The 24,155-nt window shown below is 67.1% G+C and carries 23 protein-coding genes; 8 read left to right on the forward strand and 15 right to left on the reverse strand.

The annotated features are described in order from the left end of the window. Window positions 1-195: 195 nt before the first annotated feature. On the reverse strand, window positions 196-4,242 hold the full coding sequence (gene eccCa, locus ACPCUW_RS01335; RefSeq protein ID WP_423423436.1) for a type VII secretion protein EccCa: 4,047 nt from the start codon (window positions 4,240-4,242) through the stop codon (window positions 196-198). A 159-nt stretch (window positions 4,243-4,401) separates the two neighbouring features. Here eccCa and eccD point away from each other — a divergent pair, with 159 nt between their 5' ends. Continuing rightward, window positions 4,402-5,868, forward strand: coding sequence for a type VII secretion integral membrane protein EccD (gene eccD / locus ACPCUW_RS01340; RefSeq protein ID WP_423423437.1), 1,467 nt, complete (start codon window positions 4,402-4,404; stop codon window positions 5,866-5,868). Between the two features lie 7 nt (window positions 5,869-5,875). Next, on the forward strand, window positions 5,876-7,291 hold the full coding sequence (gene mycP / locus ACPCUW_RS01345; RefSeq protein WP_423423438.1) for a type VII secretion-associated serine protease mycosin: 1,416 nt from the start codon (window positions 5,876-5,878) through the stop codon (window positions 7,289-7,291). A 3-nt stretch (window positions 7,292-7,294) separates the two neighbouring features. Here the strand turns inward: mycP and ACPCUW_RS01350 are convergent, their stop codons facing one another. Next, on the reverse strand, window positions 7,295-7,837 hold the full coding sequence (locus ACPCUW_RS01350; protein ID WP_423423439.1) for a pyridoxamine 5'-phosphate oxidase family protein: 543 nt from the start codon (window positions 7,835-7,837) through the stop codon (window positions 7,295-7,297). 7 nt (window positions 7,838-7,844) lie between these two features. On the opposite strand from ACPCUW_RS01350, the gene ACPCUW_RS01355 reads away from it, so the two are divergent. After that, the gene (locus ACPCUW_RS01355) at window positions 7,845-7,988 is read left to right on the forward strand and encodes a hypothetical protein (protein WP_423423440.1); all 144 of its coding nucleotides are present in this window, start codon (window positions 7,845-7,847) and stop codon (window positions 7,986-7,988) included. Window positions 7,989-8,046: 58 nt separating this feature from the next. Further along, on the forward strand, window positions 8,047-9,321 hold the full coding sequence (locus ACPCUW_RS01360) for an MFS transporter (protein ID WP_063012570.1): 1,275 nt from the start codon (window positions 8,047-8,049) through the stop codon (window positions 9,319-9,321). 9 nt (window positions 9,322-9,330) lie between these two features. Here the strand turns inward: ACPCUW_RS01360 and eccB are convergent, their stop codons facing one another. After that, window positions 9,331-10,914 carry a type VII secretion protein EccB gene (gene eccB, locus ACPCUW_RS01365; RefSeq protein WP_396927422.1) on the reverse strand — a complete coding sequence of 528 codons (1,584 nt, stop codon included), beginning with the start codon at window positions 10,912-10,914 and terminating at the stop codon, window positions 9,331-9,333. 38 nt (window positions 10,915-10,952) lie between these two features. On the opposite strand from eccB, the gene eccE reads away from it, so the two are divergent. Next, complete coding sequence (eccE, locus tag ACPCUW_RS01370; protein WP_064909698.1) at window positions 10,953-12,629, forward strand: type VII secretion protein EccE; 1,677 nt, start codon at window positions 10,953-10,955, stop codon at window positions 12,627-12,629. Between the two features lie 62 nt (window positions 12,630-12,691). On the opposite strand, the gene ACPCUW_RS01375 is transcribed toward eccE, so the two are convergent. Next, window positions 12,692-13,252 carry an NADPH-dependent FMN reductase gene (locus ACPCUW_RS01375; RefSeq protein ID WP_030513453.1) on the reverse strand — a complete coding sequence of 187 codons (561 nt, stop codon included), beginning with the start codon at window positions 13,250-13,252 and terminating at the stop codon, window positions 12,692-12,694. Window positions 13,253-13,373: 121 nt separating this feature from the next. Here ACPCUW_RS01375 and ACPCUW_RS01380 point away from each other — a divergent pair, with 121 nt between their 5' ends. Continuing rightward, window positions 13,374-14,417 carry a GAF domain-containing protein gene (locus tag ACPCUW_RS01380; RefSeq protein WP_423423441.1) on the forward strand — a complete coding sequence of 348 codons (1,044 nt, stop codon included), beginning with the start codon at window positions 13,374-13,376 and terminating at the stop codon, window positions 14,415-14,417. Between the two features lie 14 nt (window positions 14,418-14,431). On the opposite strand, the gene ACPCUW_RS01385 is transcribed toward ACPCUW_RS01380, so the two are convergent. Continuing rightward, window positions 14,432-15,241, reverse strand: coding sequence for an S-methyl-5'-thioadenosine phosphorylase (locus ACPCUW_RS01385; RefSeq protein ID WP_063031059.1), 810 nt, complete (start codon window positions 15,239-15,241; stop codon window positions 14,432-14,434). A gap of 98 nt (window positions 15,242-15,339) precedes the next feature. Between ACPCUW_RS01385 and ACPCUW_RS01390 the strand changes: the two genes are divergently transcribed. Then, window positions 15,340-15,723 carry a metal-sensitive transcriptional regulator gene (locus ACPCUW_RS01390; RefSeq protein WP_228796217.1) on the forward strand — a complete coding sequence of 128 codons (384 nt, stop codon included), beginning with the start codon at window positions 15,340-15,342 and terminating at the stop codon, window positions 15,721-15,723. 75 nt (window positions 15,724-15,798) lie between these two features. On the opposite strand, the gene ACPCUW_RS01395 is transcribed toward ACPCUW_RS01390, so the two are convergent. Next, the gene (locus tag ACPCUW_RS01395; RefSeq protein ID WP_063012563.1) at window positions 15,799-16,644 is read right to left on the reverse strand and encodes an LLM class F420-dependent oxidoreductase; all 846 of its coding nucleotides are present in this window, start codon (window positions 16,642-16,644) and stop codon (window positions 15,799-15,801) included. Between the two features lie 167 nt (window positions 16,645-16,811). On the opposite strand from ACPCUW_RS01395, the gene ACPCUW_RS01400 reads away from it, so the two are divergent. Continuing rightward, window positions 16,812-17,264: an Hsp20/alpha crystallin family protein gene (locus tag ACPCUW_RS01400; RefSeq protein ID WP_063012682.1), complete on the forward strand. Its 453-nt coding sequence runs from the start codon at window positions 16,812-16,814 to the stop codon at window positions 17,262-17,264. A 246-nt stretch (window positions 17,265-17,510) separates the two neighbouring features. On the opposite strand, the gene truA is transcribed toward ACPCUW_RS01400, so the two are convergent. The 9 genes from truA to ACPCUW_RS01445 form a co-directional block, all read right to left on the reverse strand. After that, window positions 17,511-18,410, reverse strand: coding sequence for a tRNA pseudouridine(38-40) synthase TruA (truA, locus tag ACPCUW_RS01405; RefSeq protein ID WP_064902166.1), 900 nt, complete (start codon window positions 18,408-18,410; stop codon window positions 17,511-17,513). Window positions 18,411-18,515: 105 nt separating this feature from the next. Then, the gene (gene rplQ / locus ACPCUW_RS01410; protein ID WP_423423442.1) at window positions 18,516-19,025 is read right to left on the reverse strand and encodes a 50S ribosomal protein L17; all 510 of its coding nucleotides are present in this window, start codon (window positions 19,023-19,025) and stop codon (window positions 18,516-18,518) included. Between the two features lie 49 nt (window positions 19,026-19,074). Beyond that, window positions 19,075-20,133, reverse strand: a complete 1,059-nt coding sequence (locus ACPCUW_RS01415) for a DNA-directed RNA polymerase subunit alpha (protein WP_030513445.1) — start codon at window positions 20,131-20,133, stop codon at window positions 19,075-19,077. Window positions 20,134-20,230: 97 nt separating this feature from the next. Further along, window positions 20,231-20,836 (reverse strand): 30S ribosomal protein S4, encoded by a 606-nt coding sequence (rpsD, locus tag ACPCUW_RS01420; protein ID WP_030513444.1) that lies wholly within the window; start codon window positions 20,834-20,836, stop codon window positions 20,231-20,233. Between the two features lie 21 nt (window positions 20,837-20,857). Next, window positions 20,858-21,271 carry a 30S ribosomal protein S11 gene (gene rpsK, locus ACPCUW_RS01425; RefSeq protein ID WP_025347281.1) on the reverse strand — a complete coding sequence of 138 codons (414 nt, stop codon included), beginning with the start codon at window positions 21,269-21,271 and terminating at the stop codon, window positions 20,858-20,860. Between the two features lie 9 nt (window positions 21,272-21,280). Continuing rightward, window positions 21,281-21,652, reverse strand: a complete 372-nt coding sequence (gene rpsM, locus ACPCUW_RS01430; protein WP_030513443.1) for a 30S ribosomal protein S13 — start codon at window positions 21,650-21,652, stop codon at window positions 21,281-21,283. A gap of 223 nt (window positions 21,653-21,875) precedes the next feature. Beyond that, complete coding sequence (rpmJ, locus tag ACPCUW_RS01435; RefSeq protein WP_025347279.1) at window positions 21,876-21,989, reverse strand: 50S ribosomal protein L36; 114 nt, start codon at window positions 21,987-21,989, stop codon at window positions 21,876-21,878. Window positions 21,990-22,146: 157 nt separating this feature from the next. Further along, entirely contained in the window at window positions 22,147-22,368 is a 222-nt protein-coding gene (infA, locus tag ACPCUW_RS01440) for a translation initiation factor IF-1 (RefSeq protein WP_003886926.1), read from the reverse strand. Window positions 22,369-22,624: 256 nt separating this feature from the next. Beyond that, on the reverse strand, window positions 22,625-23,911 hold the full coding sequence (locus ACPCUW_RS01445) for an MFS transporter (RefSeq protein WP_423423443.1): 1,287 nt from the start codon (window positions 23,909-23,911) through the stop codon (window positions 22,625-22,627). Window positions 23,912-24,155 lie beyond the last annotated feature (244 nt).

Raw genomic sequence — 24,155 nt, forward strand, 5'->3', positions numbered from 1 at the left:
AGCGTTCCCGTTCTGTCGGCCGGTGGTACCTGGGGCGACGGTCCTGCTGGATATCGCGCATCAGACGTTCACACTGTCCGGATTCTGAGCCTGCCATCTTCTGCGCGGAATTTCCAGCGCCTTCGGATTTTCCGCTGTGGCCGTCGGTGATGACCTCGGCCACAGCGGTTTCGACACAGGCGCCGGTGCCCGTCATCAGGGTGCCGGGGTCCAGGCGGTCTGGATCAGGCTGTTTCCGGAACGGGCGACCAATGTGCCGCGGCCGGGCGGCATTTCGCTGAGCCTGACGTTGCCGAGCAGCGCGCCCTCGTCGCGGTTGCCGCTCATCAGCAGGCCGATGGTGCCGATATCCTTCATCCGGCCGATCAGCGGCTCGTACAGCGCTCGTGACGCACCACCCGAGCGCCGGGCGATGATCAGGTGGAAGCCGATGTCCTTGGCCTGCGCGAGATATTCGGTGAGGATCGACAGCGGGTTGCCCGACGGAGTGGACACCAGGTCGTAGTCGTCGACGATGACGTAGACCTCGGGGCCCGACCACCACGACCGCTCACGCAACTGCTGCTGGGTGATGTCGGGGCCGGGCATGCGTGCCTTCAGCACACCGACCAGGTCGCGCATCATCGTGTCCAGCATCTCCGCCGACGGCGCATATCCCGCGACATGGCGGCCCTCGACCACTCCGAGCAGCGTCCGGCGGTAGTCACCGATGATCAGCTTGGCATTCTCCGGCGTATTCGAGGCGACGATGTTCAGGATGATGTTGCGCAGCACATTCGTCTTACCGCATTCGGTGTCGCCGAAGATCAGTACGTGCGGTTGCTCGGCCATGTTGAGGAAGACCGGCGCGAGCTCGGATTCGTTGAGGCCGATCGGGATCTGCACGCACCGCGTGTACTGATCCACCGCGCCCGGCCAGCCACCGAGAACGTTGTGTACCAGCTCGTCGCGGTTGAGGACTTCGGGGAGCATGCGCACGCGCGGCGCCGGCCGGCCCGGGGTCGAGGCGACCAAACGTTGCACGGCATCGGCGACACCGGCGCCGAGGGTCTCGGGATTCGAATTCCCGTCCACACGAGGCAGTGCCGTGAGCATATGCAGCGCGTCGGGGGTCATACCGCGGCCCGGACGGCCCTGCGGTACCAGCGAGGCCACCTTGCGGCCGAGATCGGAATCCATCGGGTCGCCGAGGCGCAGTTCGATGCGGGTGCCGATCTGGTCCTTGAGGGCGGGCCGCGCTTCCGCCCAGCGGTTCAGCGCGATCACGATGTGCACACCGTACGAAAGACCTTGCGTCGCAAGGTTCATGATCGGCTGTTCGAGCGAATCGAAATCCTGGCGAATGGAGCCGAAGCCGTCGACGACCAGGAAGACGTCACCGAAGGGGTCTTCGTGGGCGCCGGCCGCGGCGGGACTGCTCGCCGGGTCGGTGCCGCGCAGGCGACGGAAGTCGGCCATCGACTCGATACCGAGTTGGCGGAACCGCATTTCGCGCTGACGGACGATGGTCGTCATCTCCGAGATGGTGCGGCGCACTTTGTCCACATCCAGGCGGCCCGCGACGGAACCGACGTGCGGCAGGCCCTCCAGGCCCGACAGGGTGCCACCACCGAAGTCGAGGCAGTAGAACTGAACCTGTTCGGCGGTGTGGGTCAGCGACATGCCCATGACCAGCGACCGCAGGGCCGTGGACTTACCGGACTGTGGACCACCGACGACGGCGACGTTGCCGCGGGCGCCGGACAGGTCGACCACCATCGGATCGCGGCGCTGGTCGTACGGCCGGTCGACGATGCCGATCGCGGTGCGCAGGCTCGCGATCGGGTTGTATTCGCCGGTGAGGATCGAGCGCGGAATGAGCTGATCGAGGGTCGGCGCCGCGTCGAGCGGCGGCAGCCAGATCTCGTGGGCGGTGCGACCGTGGCCCTGGATGCGCGAGACCAGCATGCCGAGGTTGGAGATCTTCTCGGTGCTCTCGTCCTGCTGCACCTCTTCGACCGCACTGGGCTCGGGCGGCAACGGAATTCGGTCGCTCTTGCGGAAGGCCACATGGCCGGCCACAAAAGGCCTGGCGTTGATATCGATTTCGCCACCGACGATGCCGGCCTGGGTGACCTCACGCTGAGCGCCACCACCCACATACGCCCCGGAAACATAGGAGGCCTGGAAGCGCTGAATCTCACCGGAGTCCGACTTCAGATATCCGCCACCGGGACTGTTCGGCAGATTGTAGGCATCGGGCACACCGAGAACCTGACGAGATTCGTTGGCCGAGAACGTCTTCAGGCCGATGCGATAGGACAGATGTGATTCCAGGCCCTTGAGCTTGCCCTCTTCCAAACGCTGCGAGGCGAGCAGCAGATGCACGTGCAGCGACCGGCCCAGACGGCCGATCATCACGAACAGTTCGGCGAAATCCGGGTGCTGACTGAGCAATTCGGAGAACTCGTCGAGCACCACGAACAGGGCGGGCAGCGGATCCAGGTCGGCCCCGGCCGCGCGTGCCTTCTCGTATTCGGAGACGTTGGCGAAGTTGCCGGCCTGCCGCAGGACCTCCTGACGGCGGTTCATCTCACCGGCCAGCGCGTCCTTCATACGATCGACGAGATCGGCCTCTTCCTCGAGGTTGGTGATCACGGCCGCGACGTGCGGAACGCCCTCCAGGCCGAGGAAGGTCGCACCACCCTTGAAGTCGACCAGCACCAGGTTCAGCTGGTCGGGCGAATGCGTCGCCAGCAGCGAAAGCACCAGTGTGCGAAGGAATTCCGATTTGCCCGAACCGGTGGCGCCGATGCACAGACCGTGCGGGCCCATACCGTTCTCGGCGGCCTCCTTGATATCGAGGTAGACCGGCAGGCCGTCGGCGCCCACACCGAACGGCACGCGCAACCGGTCCCGGCCGTACCGCGGCTTCCACCCGTTCTCCGGGTTGAAGGTGCCGATATCGCCGAGCCCCATGAGTTGCGACCACGAACTGATGACCTCGGCGTTCTCCTCGACCACGGATTCGCCACCGCGCTGGACGGCCGCCACGCGGAACGGCGCCAACCGCCGCGCGACCTGTTCGGCCTGCCGTGCGCTGATGCGGTCGATGAGGGCGAAGCGTTCCATGTTGCCGGTGGCGCCGCGGCCGACGCATTCACCGTTCTCGACGACCATCTGAATGCCGCGCGAAACCGCCAGGCGCGGAGCGTAACTGCACAGATCGATGATGGTGACGCCCTCGCAGCCGGATTCGCGCAGCGAATCCTCTTCGGCCTCGAGCAGACCACCGTCGACGATGATGACGATGTGGACCAGATTCTGATTGGCCGGCTGGTTGCGGGAGTAGCGAACGCGGTTGTGCAGCAAAGGATACAGGCCATCGGCGAGTTCGCGGATGGAACCGTAGACCATGCGCTCGGTGCCCACGCCGTCCTGGGAATCCGGGTGCTGGGTGTGCGGGAGCCATTTGGTCCACTCCCATTCGGCGGCGGTGTCGGGACCGCAGACCACCGCGACCAGCACCTGGTCCGGCGCCTGAAACATGCACAGCTGCAACAACATCGCGCGGGTCATATCGCGCGCCTGGGCGCGGTCACCGTTGAGCTGGATGGTGGCGAAGCCCTTGACCGCGATGGCGGTGGGCAGGTCCGGGACCGTGGAATGCGTACGTACGAAACGACGCAGCGATACGGCCGCGATCGGCTCGAGCTCCTCGACCGGGCCGGTTTCCGGCGAGACCAGCCGGGTGGCCAGGCGCTGACCGCCCAGGCCGATGCGCGCGTGGCAGAAGTCCTTGTCCCCCGGACGGCGTTCCCACATGCGGCTGGTGCCGGCCAGCATCCACACCAAACCCGGTTCCGGATGGCTCCATTCGACCGCCGCGCGCTGCTGGGAGGCGGTTTCGTCGACGTCCTTGCGGACCTGGTCCAGGTAGCGCAGATAGTCCTTGCGGTCCTCGTTGGCCTCGGCGGCCTTCTGCCCCTTACCACCCTGACCGGCGAACATGCCGACCATGGAGAAGACCATCATCATCGGGAACATCATGCTCATCGGGTTGGAGGCGATACCTCCACCGCGGGTGAACATGATGGCCATCATTCCGACCATGCCGACGACCATCACGACGGGCATCAGTTTGCCCAGTAAACTGCCAGGTATCGCGCGTGGAATCTCCGGCGGCGGTTGCAGTGTCACTTCGCCGCCCGGTGACCTCGGAACCTCCCGGCGCGCACGACGCTGGAACCTGACAGTGCTCATCGACGGAAGATCCCCCTTCGGCGGCTGTACTGCGGACTCAGTGTAGAGGCAGCGGCCGACATGTCGTACAGTTCGACCAGCATTCTGCACGGATCGGCCGCGCGACCGCAAACCGGAGCGCATGCTGAAACACCTGGTAGAGACGGAGTTGGGGGAAGCGTGACGCACGCGCGACTGGACCATATCGAAGAGGATTCGAGCCGCGGAATCGTCCGGGCGCCCGATCTGGCGCGGGTGACAATTCTGGCCAAGCACACGCAGGTCGATATGGCGATTCCGGTCGATGTTCCGGTCGCACTGGTCATTCCGAGCGTGGTCGACATGGTGGCGCAACACAGCCGCACCAACGATTTCGACAACAGCGGCGAACAGTTCCAGCCGGCCGAATGGGTGCTGGCGCGTATCGGGCAGCCGCCGTTCTCCAATTCGCTCAGCCTGGGCGAGCAGGGGGTGCGCGACGGCGAGCTGCTGATGCTGGAAAGCGCCGATCACGTCGCGCCCAGTCCGCTGTTCGACGACATCATGTACAACGTCGCGATCGCCGACGCCGACCATTTCCGCAGCTGGTCGCCGCAGGTCGCGCGGATCACCGGATCGATCATCGCGGTGCTGACCATGCTCGCCGGATGCACCGGCCTGCTGGCCGCGCCGGATGCGATGGCGGGCTGGATCACCGGGGCCATCGCCGCGGTGCTGACGATTCTGCTGGTGGTGGCCGGCACGGTGATGAGCCGCATGTACGGCGACACCACCTCCGCGCTGGTTCTCGGCGGCTGTGCGCTGCCGAGCGCGTTCGCCGCGGGCATGTTGATCGTGCCCGACCATTACGGCTGGGCGAATCTGCTGCTCGGCTCTGTACTCGTCGGCGCGACGGCACTGCTGGCGTGGCGGGTCAGCGGGGTCGGTCTGGCCCTGTTCATCGGCGCCACAACACTTTCCGTCTTCGCCATCCCCGCCGCACTGGTCGGCCTGCTCACCTCGCAGCCGGTCAAGGCCATCGGCGCGGTCGCCGCCGCGCTCGCGCTCGGCGCCCTGTCGCTGGCACCGCGAGTATCGATGCTGCTGGCGAAACTGCCGCTGCCGCCGGTGCCTTCGCCCGGCACCCCGATCGATCCCACCGAGGACGATCCCGACGACCATCGCGCGCTGCCCACGATGGACGTGCTGCGCACGAAATCCGAACGCGCGCGGATGTATCTGGCCGGCCTCGTCGGCGCGACCACGCTGGTGACCGTGATCGGAGCGCTCGCCTCGACCGATCCGTCCGCGGACAGCCCCTATTGGCCCGGCATCGCGCTGGCGCTGGTCTGCGCGGTGGTGCTGATGTTCCGCAGCCGCACCTACGTCAGCGCCGAGCTGGCGGTGGTGCTGCTCGCCGGCGGTGCGGCCATCCTGCTGATCATGACGGTCGGCGCGGCCTTCGTGGTGGAACAGCCGCTCGCGGTGTTCGGCGCCGCCATGGTGATGCTCATCGCCGCGCTGATCCTGGGCACCATCGTGCCGAACCAGTCGGCGACGCCGCCGATGCGCCGCGCGGTGGAGCTGCTGGAGTACGGGTTCGTCGCCGCCGTCCTGCCGCTGGTTTTCTGGGTAGCCGAGCTGTACACGCTCGTTCGATCGCTCTGAGCCGCGCATGAATCCGAAAATGTTCGGGCGCAGAGCAATTCGAGTAGCGGCGGTCGTCGCGGTGCTGGGACTGAGCGCCTCGACCGGCGCGGGCGCCGCGATCGCGGACAAACCGGTGGTGAACCCGGGGGCGCTGCCGTCCGGTGGTAACCCGGCGCCGCCGGATGCCACCGAGCAGCCGGCGAATTCACCGTGTGCCAGCACGAGCACCGGCGGTGACGGCCCGACCGTGCCGACCGCGCAGCGCAGTCTGGAACTGGACAAGGCGTGGCAGTTCAGCAGGGGCGCAGGGCAATTGGTAGCGGTGATCGACACCGGCGTGATGCGCCATCCCCGGCTGCCGGGCATCATCCCGGGCGGCGACTACGTCTCCGCCGGCGACGGCACCGACGACTGCGATGCGCACGGAACCTTCGTGGCGGGCATCATCGCCGCGACTCAGATTGCGGGACAAGGTTTTTCGGGAGTCGCGCCGCAGGCGCAGATCTTGAGCATCCGGCAGACCTCGAGCTATTTCCAGAAGAAGGGCGCCGGCCGTGACAAGGGGCCCGACGCCATGCCCGAGGGGTACGGCACCACCCACACCCTGGCGCAGGCGGTGCGCCGGGCGGCCGATATGGGCGCGACGGTCATCAACATGTCCGAGGTGGCCTGCCAGGCCGGGGCGATTCCCGACGACGACCTCGGCGCCGCGGTACATTACGCCGCCGTCGAGAAGAACGTCGTGGTCGTCACGGCCGCGGGTAACAACGACAAGTGCAAGGGGACCAATCCCGTCATCGATCCGCTGGATCCGAGTGCGGATCCGTGGACGAAGGTCGATCTGAACGTCTCGCCCGCGCGGTGGGACGACTATGTACTGCCGGTGGGCTCGATCGACGACAACGGCCAGCCCTCGAAGTTCACCGTGCCGGGCCCGTGGGTCGGCGTCGCGGCACCGGGTGAGAATCTGACCTCGCTCGATCCGCACTGGGACGATCCGCGCAGCAAGGGGACCGCCGTCGCGAAGGTGGATCAGCAGGGCAAGGCCGAGCCGATCTCCGGAACCAGTTTCGCCTCACCGTATGTCGCGGGGGTGGCCGCGCTCGTCCGTGCCCGCTACCCGGAACTGAGCGCGCTCGACGTCATCAAGCGGATCGAGGCCACCGCCCACGCGCCCGCCGAGGGGTGGAACCCGTATGTCGGATACGGCGCGGTCGACCCGGTGGCCGCGCTCACCGCACAGGTCCCGAACTCGTTGCCGCCCAAGCGGCCCAGTGCCGCCAAGAGCTGGCAACTGCCGGTGCCGGCCACTCCCCCGGCCCCCGACCACACCTCCCGCAATGTGGCGCTGATCGGAACCGGTGTCATCGCCGTGCTCGCCGTGCTCGGATATCTCGCCTCGTTCCCGCTGCGCCGCCGCTTCGGTGATCGCGGCGAGTGAGGTTCAGCGCGGCTCGTCGAACCGCCAGCGCGTCGCGCCGCCGGGTTCGACGGTCGACAGCGCCGTCGCCGCGCGCACCGCGATGCGGTAGACGTACCAGGGCGGCGGGCCGGCCGACGGCGCGCTGAAATCGGCGGTCAGGGCCGTGCCCGACTCGTCGACCCGGCAGGGCCATCCCTCGCCGGCCCAGTGGGCGGCCCGCTGTGCCACCGTCGCCGGGTCGGTGACGCGTTCGGCGGTGCCGTTCACACTGAGGTCGAAGGTATCCAATGCCACGCCGAGCGTGCAGCGCGGATCGCGAGAGATGTTGCGGGCCTTGCGTGTTCGCGGGCCGGTTTCGAACCAGAACGCACCGTCGACCCAGAGCGCGCCCACCGCGGTCATATGCGGACTGCCGTCAGGATCGATCGTGGCCAGCCAGCAGGTGTGGCGATCGGGGCCGCCCGTACCGGGCGCCTGCGGGAATCCGGCGTCCAGACCGGCCACGACGGCGGACCAGTCCAGCGGATCCAGCTCGTACAGTTCGGCGAGGTTGGTCGTCTGCATAGTGTCCATGATGGTGCGACGAGGCACGGCGACCGGATTCATCGGTGCGCGCGCCATCGATTCGTCCGTTATAGGCGATATGCCCTGGTCGGTGCGGGTGAATCCGCCCAAGATCGACACGGGCCGCCCGGGGATGACTCAGTATTTCTGACAGCGGCGGTCCAGCGGTACGGCCGTCGCGGGTCGTCGCACGAGGGGCAGGAACAGCCATGACAGTCGCCGGCAGGCAACGTCTCACTCCCGATCAGCGCAATTCGTTCATCGCGGCCCAACTGGGCTGGACGATGGACGCTTTCGACTTCTTTCTGGTCGTCTTCGTCTATGCCGATATCGCCGCTTCCTTCGATATGCCGAAATCCGACGTCGCGTTCATCACCACCGCGACGCTGATCATGCGCCCGGTGGGCGCGCTGCTGTTCGGTCTGTGGGCCGACCGGGTGGGCCGGCGCATTCCGCTGATGGTCGACGTCGCGTTCTACTCGGTGATCGGGTTCCTGTGCGCCTTCGCGCCGAATTTCACTGTGCTGCTGATACTTCGGTTGCTCTACGGCATCGGCATGGGTGGGGAATGGGGCCTCGGCGCGGCGCTGGCGATGGAGAAGATCCCCGCCGAACGGCGCGGCTTCTTCTCCGGCCTCCTGCAGGAGGGCTACTCGTTCGGCTACCTGCTCGCCTCGCTGGCCTCACTGCTGGTGATGAACTGGCTCGGCCTGTCCTGGCGCTGGCTGTTCGCGCTCTCGGTGATTCCGGCCCTGATCATCCTCGTGATCCGGACCCGCGTGGGTGAATCGGAGGCGTGGGAGAGCAGCCGCGAACACATGCGACTCACCCAGACCTCGTTGCGTGATGTGGTGATGAACCCGGTGGTGATCCGCCGCTTCGCCTACCTCGTCCTGCTGATGACCGCGTTCAACTGGATGAGCCACGGCACCCAGGACGTCTACCCGACCTTCCTGTCCGCGGTCGACAACGGCGGCGCCGGGTTGTCCTCGGCGACCGCCAAATGGATTGCGGTGGTGTACAACATCGGCGCCATCATCGGTGGTCTGGTGTTCGGCAGCCTGTCGCAGAAGTACGGTCGCCGCTACACCATCATCTTCTGCGCACTGCTCGGACTGCCGATCGTGCCGCTGTTCGCGTATTCGACGACCGCGGCCATGCTGTGCCTGGGATCGTTCCTGATGCAGCTGGTCGTGCAGGGCGCCTGGGGTGTCATCCCGGCACATCTGACCGAACTGTCGCCCGACGCTATCCGCGGCTTCTATCCGGGCGTGACCTACCAGCTGGGCAATCTGCTCGCCTCGCTCAATCTGCCGATCCAGGAGCGGGTGGCCGAAAGCCACGGATATCCGTTCGCGCTGGCCGTCACCATCGTGCCGGTGCTGATCGCGGTGGCCTTCCTGACCCTGATCGGCAAGGAGGCCAAGGGAATTCGCTTCGGCACGAACGCGAGCGCATTACCCGAGACGCCCGCCCGGCAATAGCCGAGCCGGCTAGTTCTGCGGTTGCTGCGCCGACTGGTCCTGCTTGGAACGCACCAGCTGCTTGGCCGGATTCGGATCCGGCGCCACGCCGTCGTGGGCCACCATGGCCTCCTGACGACCGAGCGTCGGGCCGGCGGCGAGCAGGCCGACGATCTGATACGGCGCGAGTTCGGGTTTGGCCTTGTCGGCGTCCATTCCCAGCGCCTTCTGCGCCGCGGCGTCCTTGATGCCGTAGCGCACGCCGGTGTCGGCGATAAAGAACATGCTGTCGCGGCGCTGGCTGTCGGCCTCGATACCCGTGGTCTGGACGAAGAATCCCGAGCCGGGTGTGGAGTAGAAGGCATCGACGTTCGGGCCGGACCCGTCGGCCTGCGCCAGCGGTGTGGTCTGCGCACTGTCCGGGATCGGCAGCGAATGTCCCGTCAGCACAGCCAATTCCGCGCGCTTACTGCCGTCGGCCTTGTCGGCCGCACCGGACAGTGGCTTCCAGGACATGCATTCCACCGGCTGATCCTTCGAATCGACGATGGCCGGCGCGGACGTCGGATACTGCTGGACCGGAAGGTCGTTCGACGGCGGCGCCTGGGTGCTGTCGTACTGGCTGATCTCGGGATTTTCCGAAGCCGTCGGATTGGAGTTGCGGATGATGTCGGCGGTCAGCGGCGAGATGGGCTGCAAACCGTCGTGCAGGACCACGTAGTACTGATCCTTGGTGTCGACATGCACCACATCGCCGATGCGGTGATTGCTCAGCGAATACGCCGGGGTGCCACCGGGATCGACGATTTTCGGCGGCGTGATGGGCAGGACCTCGGGCACCGCGTTCAGCAGACCGGCACTGATCGGGCGGGGAGTCATCCCGCGGATCTTCAGCGCCTCGGTCACTTTCGGATCGTTCATATCGACCCGGGCCCGCTGATTGTCGTAGATCAGATAGGCGGCGTCGCGACCCTGCACCAGCAGCGCCTTACCCGAATCCAGCTTGGTGGCCTTGGAACCCAGCGACGGATCGCCGGCGAGCACGGTGGTGGTCAGCTCGCGGCTGCCGTCGTTCTTCAGCTCGTCGCAGATCGACCATGCGCGCCCCTTGCCGTTGCTGTCGAAATTCAGCGACGACGGCGCGCCCGGAATGCCGATCAGCGCCCCCCGGGGCTTCTTCGACAGCTCGGATTCCTTGATGGACACCGCTTTTGCGGGTTCGCCGACCGCGAGCCGCGCCGACGCGAGGTTCAGCGACGGGTGCACGACGCCGTCGATGACGGCGTAGACGGCGCCGGAATCCTTGCCCAGCAGGATCTTGTTGTCGCCGATCGACCCCTGCGGCCGCAGCAGCGCGAGCACGCCGCAGCCGGCCAGCGCGACGACTCCCAGTACCAGCCCGGCGGCATAGGCACGCGACTGCGAGCGCATCGGATCGTGCAGCATCCGCACGTCCCGGCGTACCAGGGCATGCTCCATTCGCCTGACCAGGAAGCGATAGCCGCTCACCTGCCAGCGCGTAGTGGGCTTTGAAGGCATGAGTCCTCCCCCGAACAGTGCTCGCGTTCGCCCAACACAGTACAGTTCAGCAGGACTGAAGTTCAGCTCGGCCATCGAGGAATCGGCCGACACCGGGTACTTGGGGGACGACGATGGCCGAATCCAGCGGCACCAACAGCCGCCCGCTCCTCGGACGGATCTCGCTGCCGAATCTGCTGGCCGCACAGTTACTGGGACTGCTCGTCGGCGTCGTCGTGCTCGCGGTGGGGGTACCCGGCTGGTACGCACTGGGTGCCGCGATCGTGGCCGGCCTGGTGCTGCTCGTCCCGATCGGCAAGCGCACCCTCGCCTCGTGGATCGCGACGGCGTGGCGCTATGTCACCCGCCAGGACTACGACCTCGGTGACACAGTCGATTTCCGCGGCCCGGACGGCCGCTCGCTCGGTCTGTACTGGGAGGGCAGCCGCGTCGTCGCCGTCGTCGAGGTGCTGCCGCCCAAGGGCGGTCTGACCCGGATCGACCGCAACACCGTGCACGCGTCGCATCTGCTGCCGCTGCCCGAACTGGCGCAGTGCCTGAGCCAGCACGACATCCTGCTGTCCGGTATCGACATCATCAGCCACGGCCACCGCAGCCGCTCCGGCACGCCCGCGGGGCCGATCTACGAATCGCTGCTCGGTCCGCTGCCCGCGACCGCACACCGAACCGTCTGGCTCGCAATCAGTTTCGACGCACTGGCCTGTCCGGAGGCCGCGGCCCGGCGCGGCGGCGGCACGGAGGGCGCGGGCCGGGCGGTCACCATCGCCACCCAGCGCATCGTGCGCGCACTCGAGGATGCCGACTGCGCTTCGCGCGTGCTCACCGCGCCCGAGATCCGCAAGGCCGTCTGGCAGATCAGCGCCGGTGTCGACCCGCGGGCGCTCACCCATCGCTGGCGCTATGCGGAACTGGGCAACAGCGTGAACATCGGCGCGGCGGTCGATCCCAAGCAGCTCGGCTCGGATCTGCTGGCACAGCTGTGGGTCGCGCCGTCGCGGGGAACCACCGTGGCGGTCCGCCTGCGGCCGGGTAGTTCGCCCGAGACGGTGAATATCGGCGCGGCCTGGCGACTGACCGCCCGGGAGCTGCCGGAGAAGACCAAGCGCAAGGGCATGGTGTCGCTGAGCGGCCGGCATCGCCAGAGCCTGCTGGCCCACCTGCCGATCGCGATTCCCGGCGTGGACGACACCGTCCCGATGAGCCAGTACCCGATCGATGTGGTGGGCGTGCTGCATCTGCCCTCCTCCGGCTGCGGTCAGCTGATCGGCTCCGACGAGGACGGCAACGGTGTCGCGGTTCGCCTTGTCGGACAAGGCATTTCGACCGTCTACGTGGCGGGCGAGCTGTATCTGGCGCAGCAGCTGGTGTTCCGCGCACTGGCCGTCGGCGAGCGTATCCTCATCCGCACCGATCGCCCGCACGCGTGGGAACAGCTGGTCACCACCATCGGCAATCCCGAGCGGCTCACCATCGCGGTGGAAACCCATCAGAGCGATGCCGGATTCACCGCGGCCGTGGTCGACGGTGTGCTCGCGCCCGCACCGCACGCCGGTGTCACCACGATCTACGTCACCGGCGATCCGATGGGCTGGCCGGCCACCAATCCGGATCTGTCGATCCACCAGCCGGGCGCGATCGGCAACCATGTGGTGATGCGGACCGGAACCACTCAGGTCGATCTGACGCTGGTCTCGATTCCCCGGGAGACGACCTATATCGGCAGCCCGCGGGGCCGCCGCCCGATGCCGCAGCCGGATCCCCGGCAGCGAGTCGCGCAGGCGCACGGGTAATTTCGCCCCACCGGGGCGGAGTCCGGGGCACCTGCTCACGTCGGCGCGGCCGCCCGGCCCGCTCAGCCCGGATACGGGTCGGTTCTGCGGGCCGTGCGCAAATGACGTGCCCACCAAGCCCATTGCCGCAGGAGCCGCTGCGCGGCGTCGACAGCGGCCCCGTCGGCGGTGTTGCCGTCCGCGTCGAATTTGCGTTTGGCCTCGTGGAAACTCACGGTCTCGCGAATCGACACCATATGGATTTCCGCGACTACCTGGCGCAATTGCTCGACAGCCCGCAGACCTCCCGACAGCCCGCCGTAACCGACGAATCCGATCGGCTTGGCCCGCCACTCGCGCTTGGCGCTGTCGAGCGCCGTCTTCAGCGAGGCGGGATAGCCGTGGTTGTACTCGGAGGTGACCGCGACGAATCCGTCCGCCGCGCCGATCCGCTCGCGGAAGGCCTCGACCTGCGGCGTCGTCGTCAGGTCGGTGGGCAGGGGGGTGTCTGCCAGATCGATGACCCCGACGTCGAGGCCGGCGTCGGCGCGAGCCGTGCGCAGGAACCAGTCGGCCACCACAGGCGCGAACCGCTCGGGCCGCACACTGGCGACGATGACCTCCAACCGCAGCGGATCGTCCATGGCGTCAGCCTAGTCGGCACACTCGCCGCAGCGACGGCCTGCTCGCCGACCGCGCCGGCGGCACCGATACCCTGTGCCCCGGGCGAAAATCTTCGAGCACCATATTGGACGGCTATGGCCGATGGCCGCGACTGACGGGGCGCCGCGGATCGATCAGGAGGGGGCGAAATTCGTGATTCTCGGACATTGGTTGCTGATCGAAACACTCGACGTTCGCCCCACCTGGTCGGTCCTGGCCGTCGACACCGCACCGCGGCGATGGAAGTCGTTGGCGCGCACCGTTCCCACCCGGCTGATGCCGATCCTCACCGCCGCTGCCGCGAGCGGTGAGAGGGTCGAGCGACAGCTGCCGAAGTCCCGACATGCCTGGTCGGGACATCGCGCCTGCGCGATCGCGCTGACCGGGCCCGACGACCGGGTGCACGCGGTGCAGCTGTGGGTGGGCCCCGGCGAGCCACCCGCGCCGCCGCCGGTCGCGACCCACCTGCTCGACGCGCGCACCCGGCGCACGGAAGTGCGTTCCGCGGGTCTGGGCCCGGCATTCGACCGCAAGCGCAGCGTCTGGATCGGAGCCGAATCCTTCGAACATGTCGAACGTTTCGACGATGCCCTGGATCTGGCCGCGATCGTGGCACGTGCCACACCCGGATCGCGCTGGTGCGGCGAAATCTGCGTGCGCACGCCGGACGGGCTGCGCACGTTGATGATGGCGACACGCAACTCCGCCGCCGATCCCTACCTGTGGCGCGGCATTCTGGCCGATGTCACCGACAGCGTTGCACCGCAACCCAAGTCGTTCGAGGCGGCCACGGTCGAGACGCTGGTCAGCCGCAATCCCGGAATGTATCTGGCGGTGGTCGACACCGAGCGGGTCCGGGTGATTCGCTGGATCAGCGCGCCGGTGCCGGGACTGGACTGGTCCGGCGGCACGGACGAACGCACGCTGCCACATCCCGGCGACCGGGAGCGAATCATCGCCGCGCGCAAGGCGATCCGGGCCGGCGCGCCGTCGTGGACGCTGCCGAACCTCCGGCTGGCGGATACGACCGGAGGCTGGATCACCGTGGACGTGGAGGTTTCACCCCTGCCCCACGGCCCGGACGGCACCGGCGTACCCCATTTCGCGCTGGCCCGGATCGATCTGCGTGAACCCGCCACTCCCTAGCGGTCGACGCGGCGTCAGGGCAGTTCGAACGGCAGCGCCACCCCCGCGTGCACGGTGCAGTGTTCGCAGGTATCCATGCCTTCGACACCGGCGACCGCGCGACGTACCAAGGTCTTGAACGGCACCAGGTTTCGCTCGAATTCGGCGAAGACGGCGGCCGCACTGACACCGTCTCCGGCCTCCAGTCCGGCATCGAGATCGGTCACCAAAGCGATGGCGGCATAACACATTTCGAGTTCGCGAGCGAGAACGGCTTCCGGGTATCCGGTCATGTTCACCAGTTCCCATCCCTGTCCGGCGAACCAGCGGCTCTCGGCCCGGGTGGAAAAGCGCGGGCCCTGCACCACGACCATGGTGGCGGCCGGTTGCATCGGCAGCTCGGGCACCGCCGCGCGGGTAGCGACCGCACGCAGGTCGTCGCAGTACGGATCGGCGAAGGAGACGTGGATGCCGCCGTTGTCGAAGTAGGTCTGCGCGCGGCCGGAGGTCCGGTCCACCAGCTGGTCGGGGACCGCCACGGTGCCCGGTCCCCAGTCCGCCCGCAGGCTGCCCACCGCGCACGGCGCGAAGATCCGCCGCACGCCGATCGAGCGCAGGGCCCACATATTGGCCTGATACGGCACGGTGTGCGGGGAATACTCGTGCTTGCGCCCGTGCCGCGGCAGGAAGGCGACCTGGCGGCCCTCGACCTCTCCGACGGTGATCGGCGCGCTCGGCACACCATAGGGTGTCTCGACCTCGAGGGTGGTCGCATCGTCGCCGAAGAAATCGTAGAAGCCGCTACCGCCGATGATGGCCAGTGCGGGGCGGGGATCCGAACTCATCCCGCAATTCTCGCGTACGCCGCGACGGCGGCCCCCGCCGCCTCACCCCGCACCCGCTACCCTGACAGTGCCCCTCGCATAATGTACCCTAGGGGGGTATGGACCATCAGGGCGGGAGCGAGGAACAGCCGGTGACCGAGGATCAGAGCAACACGGTTCGGACCGCCGAGGCGGCCGTGCAGCCCGGGCACGACCACGCCACCCACGGCTATATCACCGCCAAGGACGACTACCTCAAGCGGCTGCGCCGGATCGAGGGGCAGGCGCGCGGCCTGCAGCGCATGGTCGAAGAGGAGAAGTACTGCATCGATATCCTCACCCAGGTCTCGGCCATGACCAAAGCCCTGCAGGCGGTGGCCATGGGCCTGCTGGAGGATCACATCAGTCACTGCGTGGTCGATGCCGCGGTCCAGGGCGGTCCCGAGGCCGAGGCGAAGATCAAGGAGGCCACCGACGCCATCGCGCGGTTGGTCCGTTCCTGAGCCGCGACGCCGTCCCCGCACGACCGCCACACCGCTCCGGTTGCCGGATGCGGCCGGCGGTCGCGTGAACGACGATCAGACTCGCGCGGCCAGCGCCGGCGCCAGCGCGCGCAGCACCCCGATGTGGTCCTCGTCGGTGACCTGGATGGCGACCTGATCGGCGCCCGCCTTCAGGTGTTCGACCAGTGCGTCGGCGATCTGATCGGCCGAGCCGTGCAGCGCGAGCGCGTCGATCAGCCGATCACTGCCGGGCGGGGTCAGGTCCTCGTCGCTGAAGCCGAGCCGACGCAGATTCGCCACATAATTGCGCAGGTTCAAGTAGAACTCCGTGCGCGGGCGGGCGGTCAGGCGCGCCTGGACCGGGTCGGTGTTGAACGAGATCTTGTGTTCGGGCACGAGCAGCGCATCGGGACCCAGGATTTCGCGCGCCTGCCGGGTGTGTTCGGCGGTCACGAGGTAGGGCAACGCTCCCGCGGTGCGGTCGGCGGCCAGCTTCAGTACCCGCGGTCCGAGCGCCGCCAGCGCGAGCTGCTGTTTCGGGACTCCGTTGGCGTCGAGCACGTCGACATAGTCGACGAGCGCGTCGTAGGGCTTGCGGAAATCCGAATCCTGCTCGGGATGTCCGGCGCCGAAGCCGAGGATGAACCGGCCCGGAAAGCGGCGGTCGATGCGATGGAAGGACTCGGCCACCTGTTCGGCGGGCGCCGACCAGATGTTGACGATGCTCGTTCCGACCGTCAGCGTCTCGGTCTCCTCGAGCAGCGCCTCCACGGCCGGTAGATCCGCCGGGGGCGAGCCGCCCAGCCACAGCGTGCTGTAACCGAGACCCTCCAGCTCACGGGCCTGCCCCGGTTCGAAGCCGGCGTAGTACCGCCAGACGCCGAATTTGCCGATACTCGTGGTTCGCGCAGCCTCAGTCATATTCCTTGCGAACTCCGTTGCGCGGGCGACTATTCCGCCCGGCGCCGGAAAAAATTCCGGTCGCACAATCTGGCACTCGCACCATGAGAGTGCTAAATTGGGCATCGAACAGCTTACGGCGCTCGCCGCCGAGGCGGGCGTCACCACTGGATATGGAGGTGATTCCTGTGCTGAGGTTCGACCCGTTCCACGACATCGACACCGTCGCCCGGCAGCTCCTGGGGGATGCCGCCGGAACCACGCGCGCGCCACGTTTCATGCCGATGGATCTGTTCAAGGCCGGTGACCACTACGTCCTCAATGCCGATCTCCCGGGCGTCGATCCCGGCTCGGTCGACGTGAGCGTGGACAACGGCACCCTGACGCTGAAGGCGCAGCGCAGCCTGCCCGGTGACGAGCATGTGCAATGGATCGCGTCGGAACGATTCGCGGGAACGTACATGCGTCAGCTGTCGCTCGGTGAGGGCATCGACACCGACCACATCAGCGCCACCTACAACGACGGCGTGCTGTCGGTGACCCTGCCGATCGCCGAGAAGGCCAAACCGCGGCGCATCGAGATCGGCGGTATGGGACAGGGCCCGAAGACCATCGAGGCCGGCCACACCGAGAGCAGCTGACCGGTCGCGGCAGGGATGTGCCCGCGCCGGTCGGCGACAGATGAGAGTGCAAGCAGCACACCACCATTCACCGGTGCAAGGTGGCCGGGTGCGCGGGCGGAACCGAGGATCGTCGCAGCGAGAAGGAGGTGAGAGCGCGCAACCCTCGAATAGCGACTGCGTGCGGCCCCGCGATCTCGCGGGGTCGCCGCCATGTCCGGGCGCGGCGAACACCGGCGGACGACCGGAGTATCGCCCGTACGCGGCTCAGTCGCCGCAGCACCCCTCGGCGGACGGAATCGTCCGCATCTCGCGGGTTTCGGCGTTGCGGGCGGCCAGGTCCGCATCGGCCGGATAGTCGACGGCGATCAAGCTCAGGCCGTGCGCGGGGGCCACGGTGACGGAACTGGACCGTTCCCGTTCCGCGAGAAGACCTTCCACCCATTCGGGAGTGCGGCGCCCCTCCCCCACCGCGAGCACCGCGCCGACCAAACTGCGGACCATCGACCAGCAGAAGGCGTCGGCGCTGACGTAAGCGGTGAGCATGGCGGCTCCGCCGGCACCGTCCAGGGCCCCGCCGGGACCATCGATCGGCGTCACGGCCCAATCGAACCGCTGCAATTCCCGGACCGTCGTCGCCCCTTCGCGCCGACGGCAGAATGCGGCGAAATCGTGCAGTCCCAACAGCTTTCGCGACGCCTCCCGCATGGCGTCGAGATCGACACCGGGTCGGCATGCCACCACACTGCGAGCCAGCAGGGGCGGGGCTCCGTAGGGAGCCGTGGTGAGCCGATACGCGTAGTGACGGCGGATCGCGGAAAAGCGGGCGTCGAATTCCGGTGGCGCCGGGCGGATTCCGGTGACCCGCACATCCTTCGGCAGGAACCGCGCCAGCCGGTGCAGCAGCTTGTCGTGATCGGGCGGCGTGGTCGCGTCGAAATGTGCGACCTGCCCCTCGGCATGAACTCCGGCATCGGTGCGGCCGGCCACCGTCAGCTGAATCGGTTCGCGCAGGACCTTGCTCAGCGACTCCTCCAGCACACCCTGCACGGTCCGCAGACCGGGCTGGCGGGCCCAGCCGGTGAAATCGGTGCCGTCGTAGGCGATATCGAGCCGTACTCGAACCGCAACCGAGGTTGCCGCCGGATCCTGCATGGTCACAGCCATTTCCTGGTTAACATGAGCGAAGCCCGCCGACCCGGAGGGGACGGCGGGCTCACTCGTGAATTCCCGACGCAGATCGAGAGGTCCCCGCACGTGGCGGGGACCAACTCATTCCGCCTTGTCCTCGGCGGGAGCCTCGGTGGACTCCGCGTCGGCAGCCTCGTCGGCCTTCGCCTCGGTGGCCTCTTCGGCCTCGGCAGCCTCGGTCTTGGCCTGCTGGGCGGCGACCCGGCGAGCGCGATCGGCCTCGTTGGTCACGGTCTTCTCCCGGACCAGCTCGATGATCGCCATCGGCGCGTTGTCACCCTTGCGGGGCACGGTCTTGATGATCCGGGTGTAGCCACCCTCGCGACCCTCGAACGACGGTCCGATGTTCGCGAAGAGTTCGTGCACCACGTCCTTGTTGCGGATCACCTTGAGCACCTCGCGGCGGTCGGCCAGCGAACCGGCCTTGGCCTTGGTGACCAGCTTCTCGGCGTAGGGGCGCAGCGCCTTGGCCTTGGCCTCGGTGGTCGTGATCCGACCGTGCTCGAAGAGCGCCGTGGCCAGATTGGCGAAGATCGCCTTCTGGTGCGACGCCGACCCGCCGAAGCGAGCACCCTTCTTGGGCTTGGGCATTGGTTGTTCTCCTTAGGAAAGGCCGAACGGGGCTGCCACCCCGGAAGGCCTAGAGCTGTTCGGTCTCGGCGTAGTCCTGCTCGCCGTTGTCTGCATCGCCGAAGGAGCCGCTGTCACTCCAGGTTCCGGTGGCGGCGTCGTAGCCGACGACGCTCGACGGATCGAAGGAGGCCGGGCTGTCCTTCAACGACAGGCCGAGCGAATGCAGCTTGACCTTGACCTCGTCGATGGACTTCTGGCCGAAGTTGCGGATGTCCAGCAGATCCGATTCGGTCCGCGCAACCAGCTCGCCGACGGTGTGCACACCCTCGCGCTTGAGGCAGTTGTACGAGCGCACGGTGAGGTCCAGGTCCTCGATCGGCAGCGCGAACGAGGCGATGTGGTCCGCCTCGGCCGGGCTGGGCCCGATCTCGATACCCTCGGCCTCCACGTTCAGCTCGCGCGCCAGGCCGAACAGCTCGACCAGGGTCTTACCGGCCGACGCCAGCGCATCCCGCGGGGAGATCGAGTTCTTCGTCTCGACGTCCAGGATGAGCCGGTCGAAGTCGGTGCGCTGCTCGACACGGGTGGCCTCGACCTTGTAGGTCACCTTCAGCACCGGCGAGTAGATCGAATCCACCGGGATCCGGCCGATTTCCGCACCCGAGGCCTTGTTCTGCACGGCCGGGACGTAACCGCGACCGCGCTCGACGACGAGCTCGATCTCCAGCTTGCCCTTGTCGTTCAGGGTGGCGATGTGCATATCCGGGTTGTGCACGGTCACACCGGCCGGGGGAACGATGTCACCAGCGGTGACGGTGCCCGGGCCCTGCTTGCGCACGTACATGGTGACCGGCTCGTCCTCTTCGGACGACACGACCAGGCCCTTGAGGTTCAGGATGATGTCGGTGACGTCTTCCTTCACACCCGGGACGGTGGTGAACTCGTGCAGCACGCCGTCGATGCGGATGCTGGTCACCGCGGCCCCCGGAATCGAGGACAGCAGGGTACGGCGCAGCGAATTGCCGAGGGTGTAACCGAAGCCCGGCTCGAGGGGTTCGATGGTGAACTTCGAGCGGTTCTCGGCCAGTACCTCTTCGGCCAGTGTGGGTCGCTGTGAAATCAGCATGAGGATCTCCTCCTTCAGGGGCGCCCGCTATTTGACGCCCACGAACTGGGGTGTGGATGAGCACGGAAAGTGCTCACCCACCAGCAGCACGAACGGCTTACTTCGAGTAGTACTCGACGATGAGCTGTTCGTTCAGCGGCACATCGATCTGCGCGCGTTCCGGGAGCTGGTGGACCAGGATCCGCAGCCGGTTCGGAACCACCTGCAGCCAGCCCGGGATCGGGCGATCGCCCTGGGTCTCACGGGCGACCTGGAACGGCAGCGTCGGCAGCGACTTCTCCTTGACATCGATGATGTCGTACTGGGAGACCTGGAAGCTGGGGACGTCGACCTTGCGGTTGTTCACCAGGAAGTGGCCGTGCGAGACCAGCTGACGGGCCTGGCGGCGGGTCCGGGCCAGACCGGCGCGGTACACGACGTTGTCCAGACGCGACTCCAGCAGCTGCAGCATGTTGTCGCCGGTCTTACCCTTGCGACGGTTCGCCTCTTCGTAGTAGCGGCGGAACTGCTTCTCCATGACGCCGTAGGTGAAGCGGGCCTTCTGCTTCTCCTGCAGCTGGAGCAGGTACTCGCTCTCCTTGATCCGCGCGCGGCCGTGCTGGCCGGGCGGGTAGGGACGACGCTCGAACGCCTGGTCGCCTCCGACGAGGTCGACACGCAGACGACGCGACTTGCGGGTGATGGGGCCTGTATAACGAGCCATTTTTCGCTAAATCCTTTCCCGCTAGACGCGACGCCGCTTGGGCGGACGGCAGCCGTTGTGCGGCTGCGGGGTGACGTCGGAGATCGTGCCCACCTCGAGGCCGGCGGCCTGCAGCGAGCGGATCGCGGTCTCACGGCCCGAACCCGGACCCTTGACGAACACGTCGACCTTCTTGACGCCGTTCTCCTGCGCCTTGCGCGCGGCGTTCTCGGCGGCGAGCTGCGCGGCGAACGGGGTCGACTTACGCGAACCCTTGAAGCCGACGTGACCCGACGACGCCCACGAGATCACGTTGCCCTCGGGGTCGGTGATCGAGACGATCGTGTTGTTGAACGTGGACTTGATGTGCGCGTGGCCGTGCGGAACGTTCTTCTTGTCCCGGCGACGCGCCTTCTGGGACTTCTTGGGGCCGGAGGCCCGACTCTTCGGAGGCATCGGTTATCCCTACTTCTTCTTGCCGGCGACGGTCTTCTTCGGACCCTTGCGCGTGCGCGCATTGGTCTTGGTCCGCTGTCCGCGCACCGGCAGGTGGCGGCGGTGGCGGATGCCCTGGTAGCAGCCGATCTCGATCTTGCGGCGGATGTCGGCCTGCACCTCACGGCGCAGGTCACCTTCGACCTTGAACTCCGACGCCTCGATGTAATCGCGCAACCGGGTGACGTCGTCGTCGCTGAGATCCTTCGACCGCAGGTCGGGGCTGACGCCGGTGGCGTCCAGGATCTCCTTGGCGCGGGTACGACCGATGCCGAAAATGTAGGTCAGCGCGATCTCCATGCGCTTCTCGCGCGGGAGATCGACGCCCATCAGACGTGCCATGTGGCAGCTTCCTTAACTGTTGCGGAGGTCTGCTCCCTGTCCGTCCCCTCGAATGGGGCCCCGGCCTCCGTTCCGGGGGTAGGTCGTCCGTCCGCTCTCCGCTCGTTTCCGAGGCGGCGAGCTCGCCGACGGCGACTGGCGCTGGGAGGTCTTCTTTTCTGTGCCAATCCGAACTGCGTTCGGTGCTTGGCTGGTGAACCCCTGCGTCGGGGCACAGTCCAGGTCAGCCCTGACGCTGCTTGTGACGCAGGTTGTCGCAGATCACCATGACCCGGCCGTTACGGCGGATCACCTTGCACTTCTCGCAGATCTTCTTGACGCTCGGCTGAACCTTCACGTCCGTCCAATCTGGTTGTGGTCCACACCGGGTGTGAACACAGCTTTTCCCCAGCCGTGTGACTGGGGAAATCTTGGGTGCGGATTCCGGGGTGAATCCACCCCTGAACCTCGCGAGTCCGGCGTCCGGACTCTCCCGGGAATCGCTTCCCGGAAACTCACTTGTAGCGGTAGACGATGCGACCGCGGGACAGGTCGTAAGGAGAAAGCTCCACGACCACGCGGTCCTCGGGCAGGATGCGGATGTAGTGCTGACGCATCTTGCCGCTGATGTGCGCGAGAACCTTGTGACCGTTCTCCAGCTCGATGCGGAACATCGCATTCGGCAGTGGCTCGATAACTCGACCCTCGACCTCGATGGCCCCGTCTTTCTTCGCCATATCCTCCGCGATCCCGCTTACGCTGAAACCCTGTGTGGTCTCAACTCTTCGGCTAGCTTGTCACTGCAGTTACCGGTGCACTCCAGTCGACCCGGTGCCATACTCTTCGTAGTCCCATGCGGACATGCATTCGCATGAGCACAGACGTCGGGTAGGTGCACCGCCGACCAAGCTTACCCGTGCGCTCGCGATCCGGCCAAATGCGGTCCCCTCGCGCCGTTCGCGGCGGTCCTGCGCACCGTTCGCGCCGCTTCGGTCAGTGGTCGGCGAGCGGGCCGCGCCCGGTCAGCGGGCCCCACGCCCCGATCAATCCGAGCATCAGCACCAGCGCGACCGTGATCACCGTGAACACCGCACCGGGCCCATGGTTGTCCAGCAGCGGGAGCAGCACGAACGGCTGCACGGCGGTGCTCAGTTTCGACAGGGAATAGGCCGTACCCGAGGCGGTGCCGCGCACGGACGTGGGGAACGACTCCGGCAGATACGTGTGCAGGGCGTTGGAGAAGATGTTGCTGGCCAGGGTGAACAGGCCGCCCGACAGCAGAATCAGCGACACGCTCGTCGCGAAGCCGAAGATCAGCCCGAACACCGCCATCAGCGCGGCCGACGCCAGCACCAGATATTTGCGCTCGGTGCGCTCGATCAGCGGAATCGACAGCAGCGAACCCAGCGGATAGCCCAGATAGGTAATGGTCAGATAGCCCAGCGAGTTCACCACCGTGAACCCCTTGTGCTGTAAGACCAGCACCGCCAGCGTGCCGAAACCGTAGTAGCCGAAGACCTGCAGGATCATCACCGCGGAGAACAGCAGGGTGCGGCCGCGATTGGCACCGCGCAGAATATCGGCGAACGGCACCTTCGCCCGTCCGTTCGCAGCGGCGGTGTCGCTCGTGACCCTGTCGTGCCGGGCCTGCCAGCGCGGGGACTCGGGCATGTGCCGACGGGCGACGAACACCAGGGCGGCGCCGAGTCCGCCGAAGACGAACAGCCAGCGCCAGCCGTCGGTGCCGAACGGTTCCAGCGGAACCAGCCACCGAGCCAGGAATCCGACGGTCGGGACGGCGCAGAATCCGATGGTGTAGGCGATGGCGATCATCCGCCCGCGGACCTGCGGCGGCATCGTCTCCGACAGATAGGTGTCGGAGACGGTCATCTCCGCACCGATACCGAGGCCCGCGAGGACCCGCGTCGCCATCAGGAACCAGACGTTGGGGCTGAACGCGCCGAGCAGCGTGAATCCCGCGTACACCCCGATATTGATCATGAACATCCGGCGGCGGCCGAAGAGGTCCGAGAGCCGTCCGATGAGCAGCGCACCGAGGAACTGGCCGACGAAGGCCGAGGCGAGAATGCCGCTCAGCTGATAGGTCGACAGGGCGAGCTGCTGTTTCAGCACGCCGGTGATGGTGCCGGCGAGGAACAGTTCGTAGAGATCGAAGAACAGGCCCAGGCCGACCAGAGCGACAAGTTTGCGGTGGACCGGCCGGACGGGAAGTTCGTCCAACCGGGCCGCGCGAGGATCATCGCCCGCGGTGATTGCCATTTCGATACGCTCCCGACCTCGCAAATAAGGGGCAACCGAACCACGCGGCGCGTCGGCCGACCGGCTTGTCGGCTGTGGGTAGGACGCCCGTCACGGCCGATAGCCCTCGCGTAAACTACCGGCTGTCCAGGAAATCGGTCCAGCAGATCCCAGGGGGACACCCGTGAGCGTGCGCAGCGAGCGAATTACGGACGCAGCGCCCTCGAACCCGATCGGCACGATCCTCGGCGAGGCCCCGACCACG

It is taken from the genome of Nocardia sp. AB354, from assembly GCF_049538315.1.
Lineage (GTDB): Bacteria > Actinomycetota > Actinomycetes > Mycobacteriales > Mycobacteriaceae > Nocardia > Nocardia nova.

Bases quoted from the DNA above. Each gene is read 5' to 3' on its own strand.
- truA (WP_064902166.1), bottom strand. From the start codon at position 18,410: ATGGCTGTGACCATGCAGGATCCGGCGGCAACCTCGGTTGCGGTTCGA.
- infA (WP_003886926.1), bottom strand. From the start codon at position 22,368: ATGGCGAAGAAAGACGGGGCCATCGAGGTCGAGGGTCGAGTTATCGAG.
- ACPCUW_RS01375 (WP_030513453.1), bottom strand. From the start codon at position 13,252: ATGGACGATCCGCTGCGGTTGGAGGTCATCGTCGCCAGTGTGCGGCCC.
- ACPCUW_RS01445 (WP_423423443.1), bottom strand. From the start codon at position 23,911: ATGGCAATCACCGCGGGCGATGATCCTCGCGCGGCCCGGTTGGACGAA.
- ACPCUW_RS01385 (WP_063031059.1), bottom strand. From the start codon at position 15,241: ATGAGTTCGGATCCCCGCCCCGCACTGGCCATCATCGGCGGTAGCGGC.
- ACPCUW_RS01380 (WP_423423441.1), top strand. From the start codon at position 13,374: ATGGCCGCGACTGACGGGGCGCCGCGGATCGATCAGGAGGGGGCGAAA.
- ACPCUW_RS01390 (WP_228796217.1), top strand. From the start codon at position 15,340: ATGGACCATCAGGGCGGGAGCGAGGAACAGCCGGTGACCGAGGATCAG.
- eccB (WP_396927422.1), bottom strand. From the start codon at position 10,914: ATGGCCGAGCTGAACTTCAGTCCTGCTGAACTGTACTGTGTTGGGCGA.
- ACPCUW_RS01360 (WP_063012570.1), top strand. From the start codon at position 8,047: ATGACAGTCGCCGGCAGGCAACGTCTCACTCCCGATCAGCGCAATTCG.
- mycP (WP_423423438.1), top strand. From the start codon at position 5,876: ATGAATCCGAAAATGTTCGGGCGCAGAGCAATTCGAGTAGCGGCGGTC.
- eccE (WP_064909698.1), top strand. From the start codon at position 10,953: ATGGCCGAATCCAGCGGCACCAACAGCCGCCCGCTCCTCGGACGGATC.
- ACPCUW_RS01350 (WP_423423439.1), bottom strand. From the start codon at position 7,837: ATGCAGACGACCAACCTCGCCGAACTGTACGAGCTGGATCCGCTGGAC.
- rpsK (WP_025347281.1), bottom strand. From the start codon at position 21,271: ATGCCTCCGAAGAGTCGGGCCTCCGGCCCCAAGAAGTCCCAGAAGGCG.
- rpsM (WP_030513443.1), bottom strand. From the start codon at position 21,652: ATGGCACGTCTGATGGGCGTCGATCTCCCGCGCGAGAAGCGCATGGAG.
- ACPCUW_RS01355 (WP_423423440.1), top strand. From the start codon at position 7,845: ATGATGGTGCGACGAGGCACGGCGACCGGATTCATCGGTGCGCGCGCC.
- eccCa (WP_423423436.1), bottom strand. From the start codon at position 4,242: ATGAGCACTGTCAGGTTCCAGCGTCGTGCGCGCCGGGAGGTTCCGAGG.
- ACPCUW_RS01415 (WP_030513445.1), bottom strand. From the start codon at position 20,133: ATGCTGATTTCACAGCGACCCACACTGGCCGAAGAGGTACTGGCCGAG.
- rpsD (WP_030513444.1), bottom strand. From the start codon at position 20,836: ATGGCTCGTTATACAGGCCCCATCACCCGCAAGTCGCGTCGTCTGCGT.
- rplQ (WP_423423442.1), bottom strand. From the start codon at position 19,025: ATGCCCAAGCCCAAGAAGGGTGCTCGCTTCGGCGGGTCGGCGTCGCAC.
- ACPCUW_RS01395 (WP_063012563.1), bottom strand. From the start codon at position 16,644: ATGACTGAGGCTGCGCGAACCACGAGTATCGGCAAATTCGGCGTCTGG.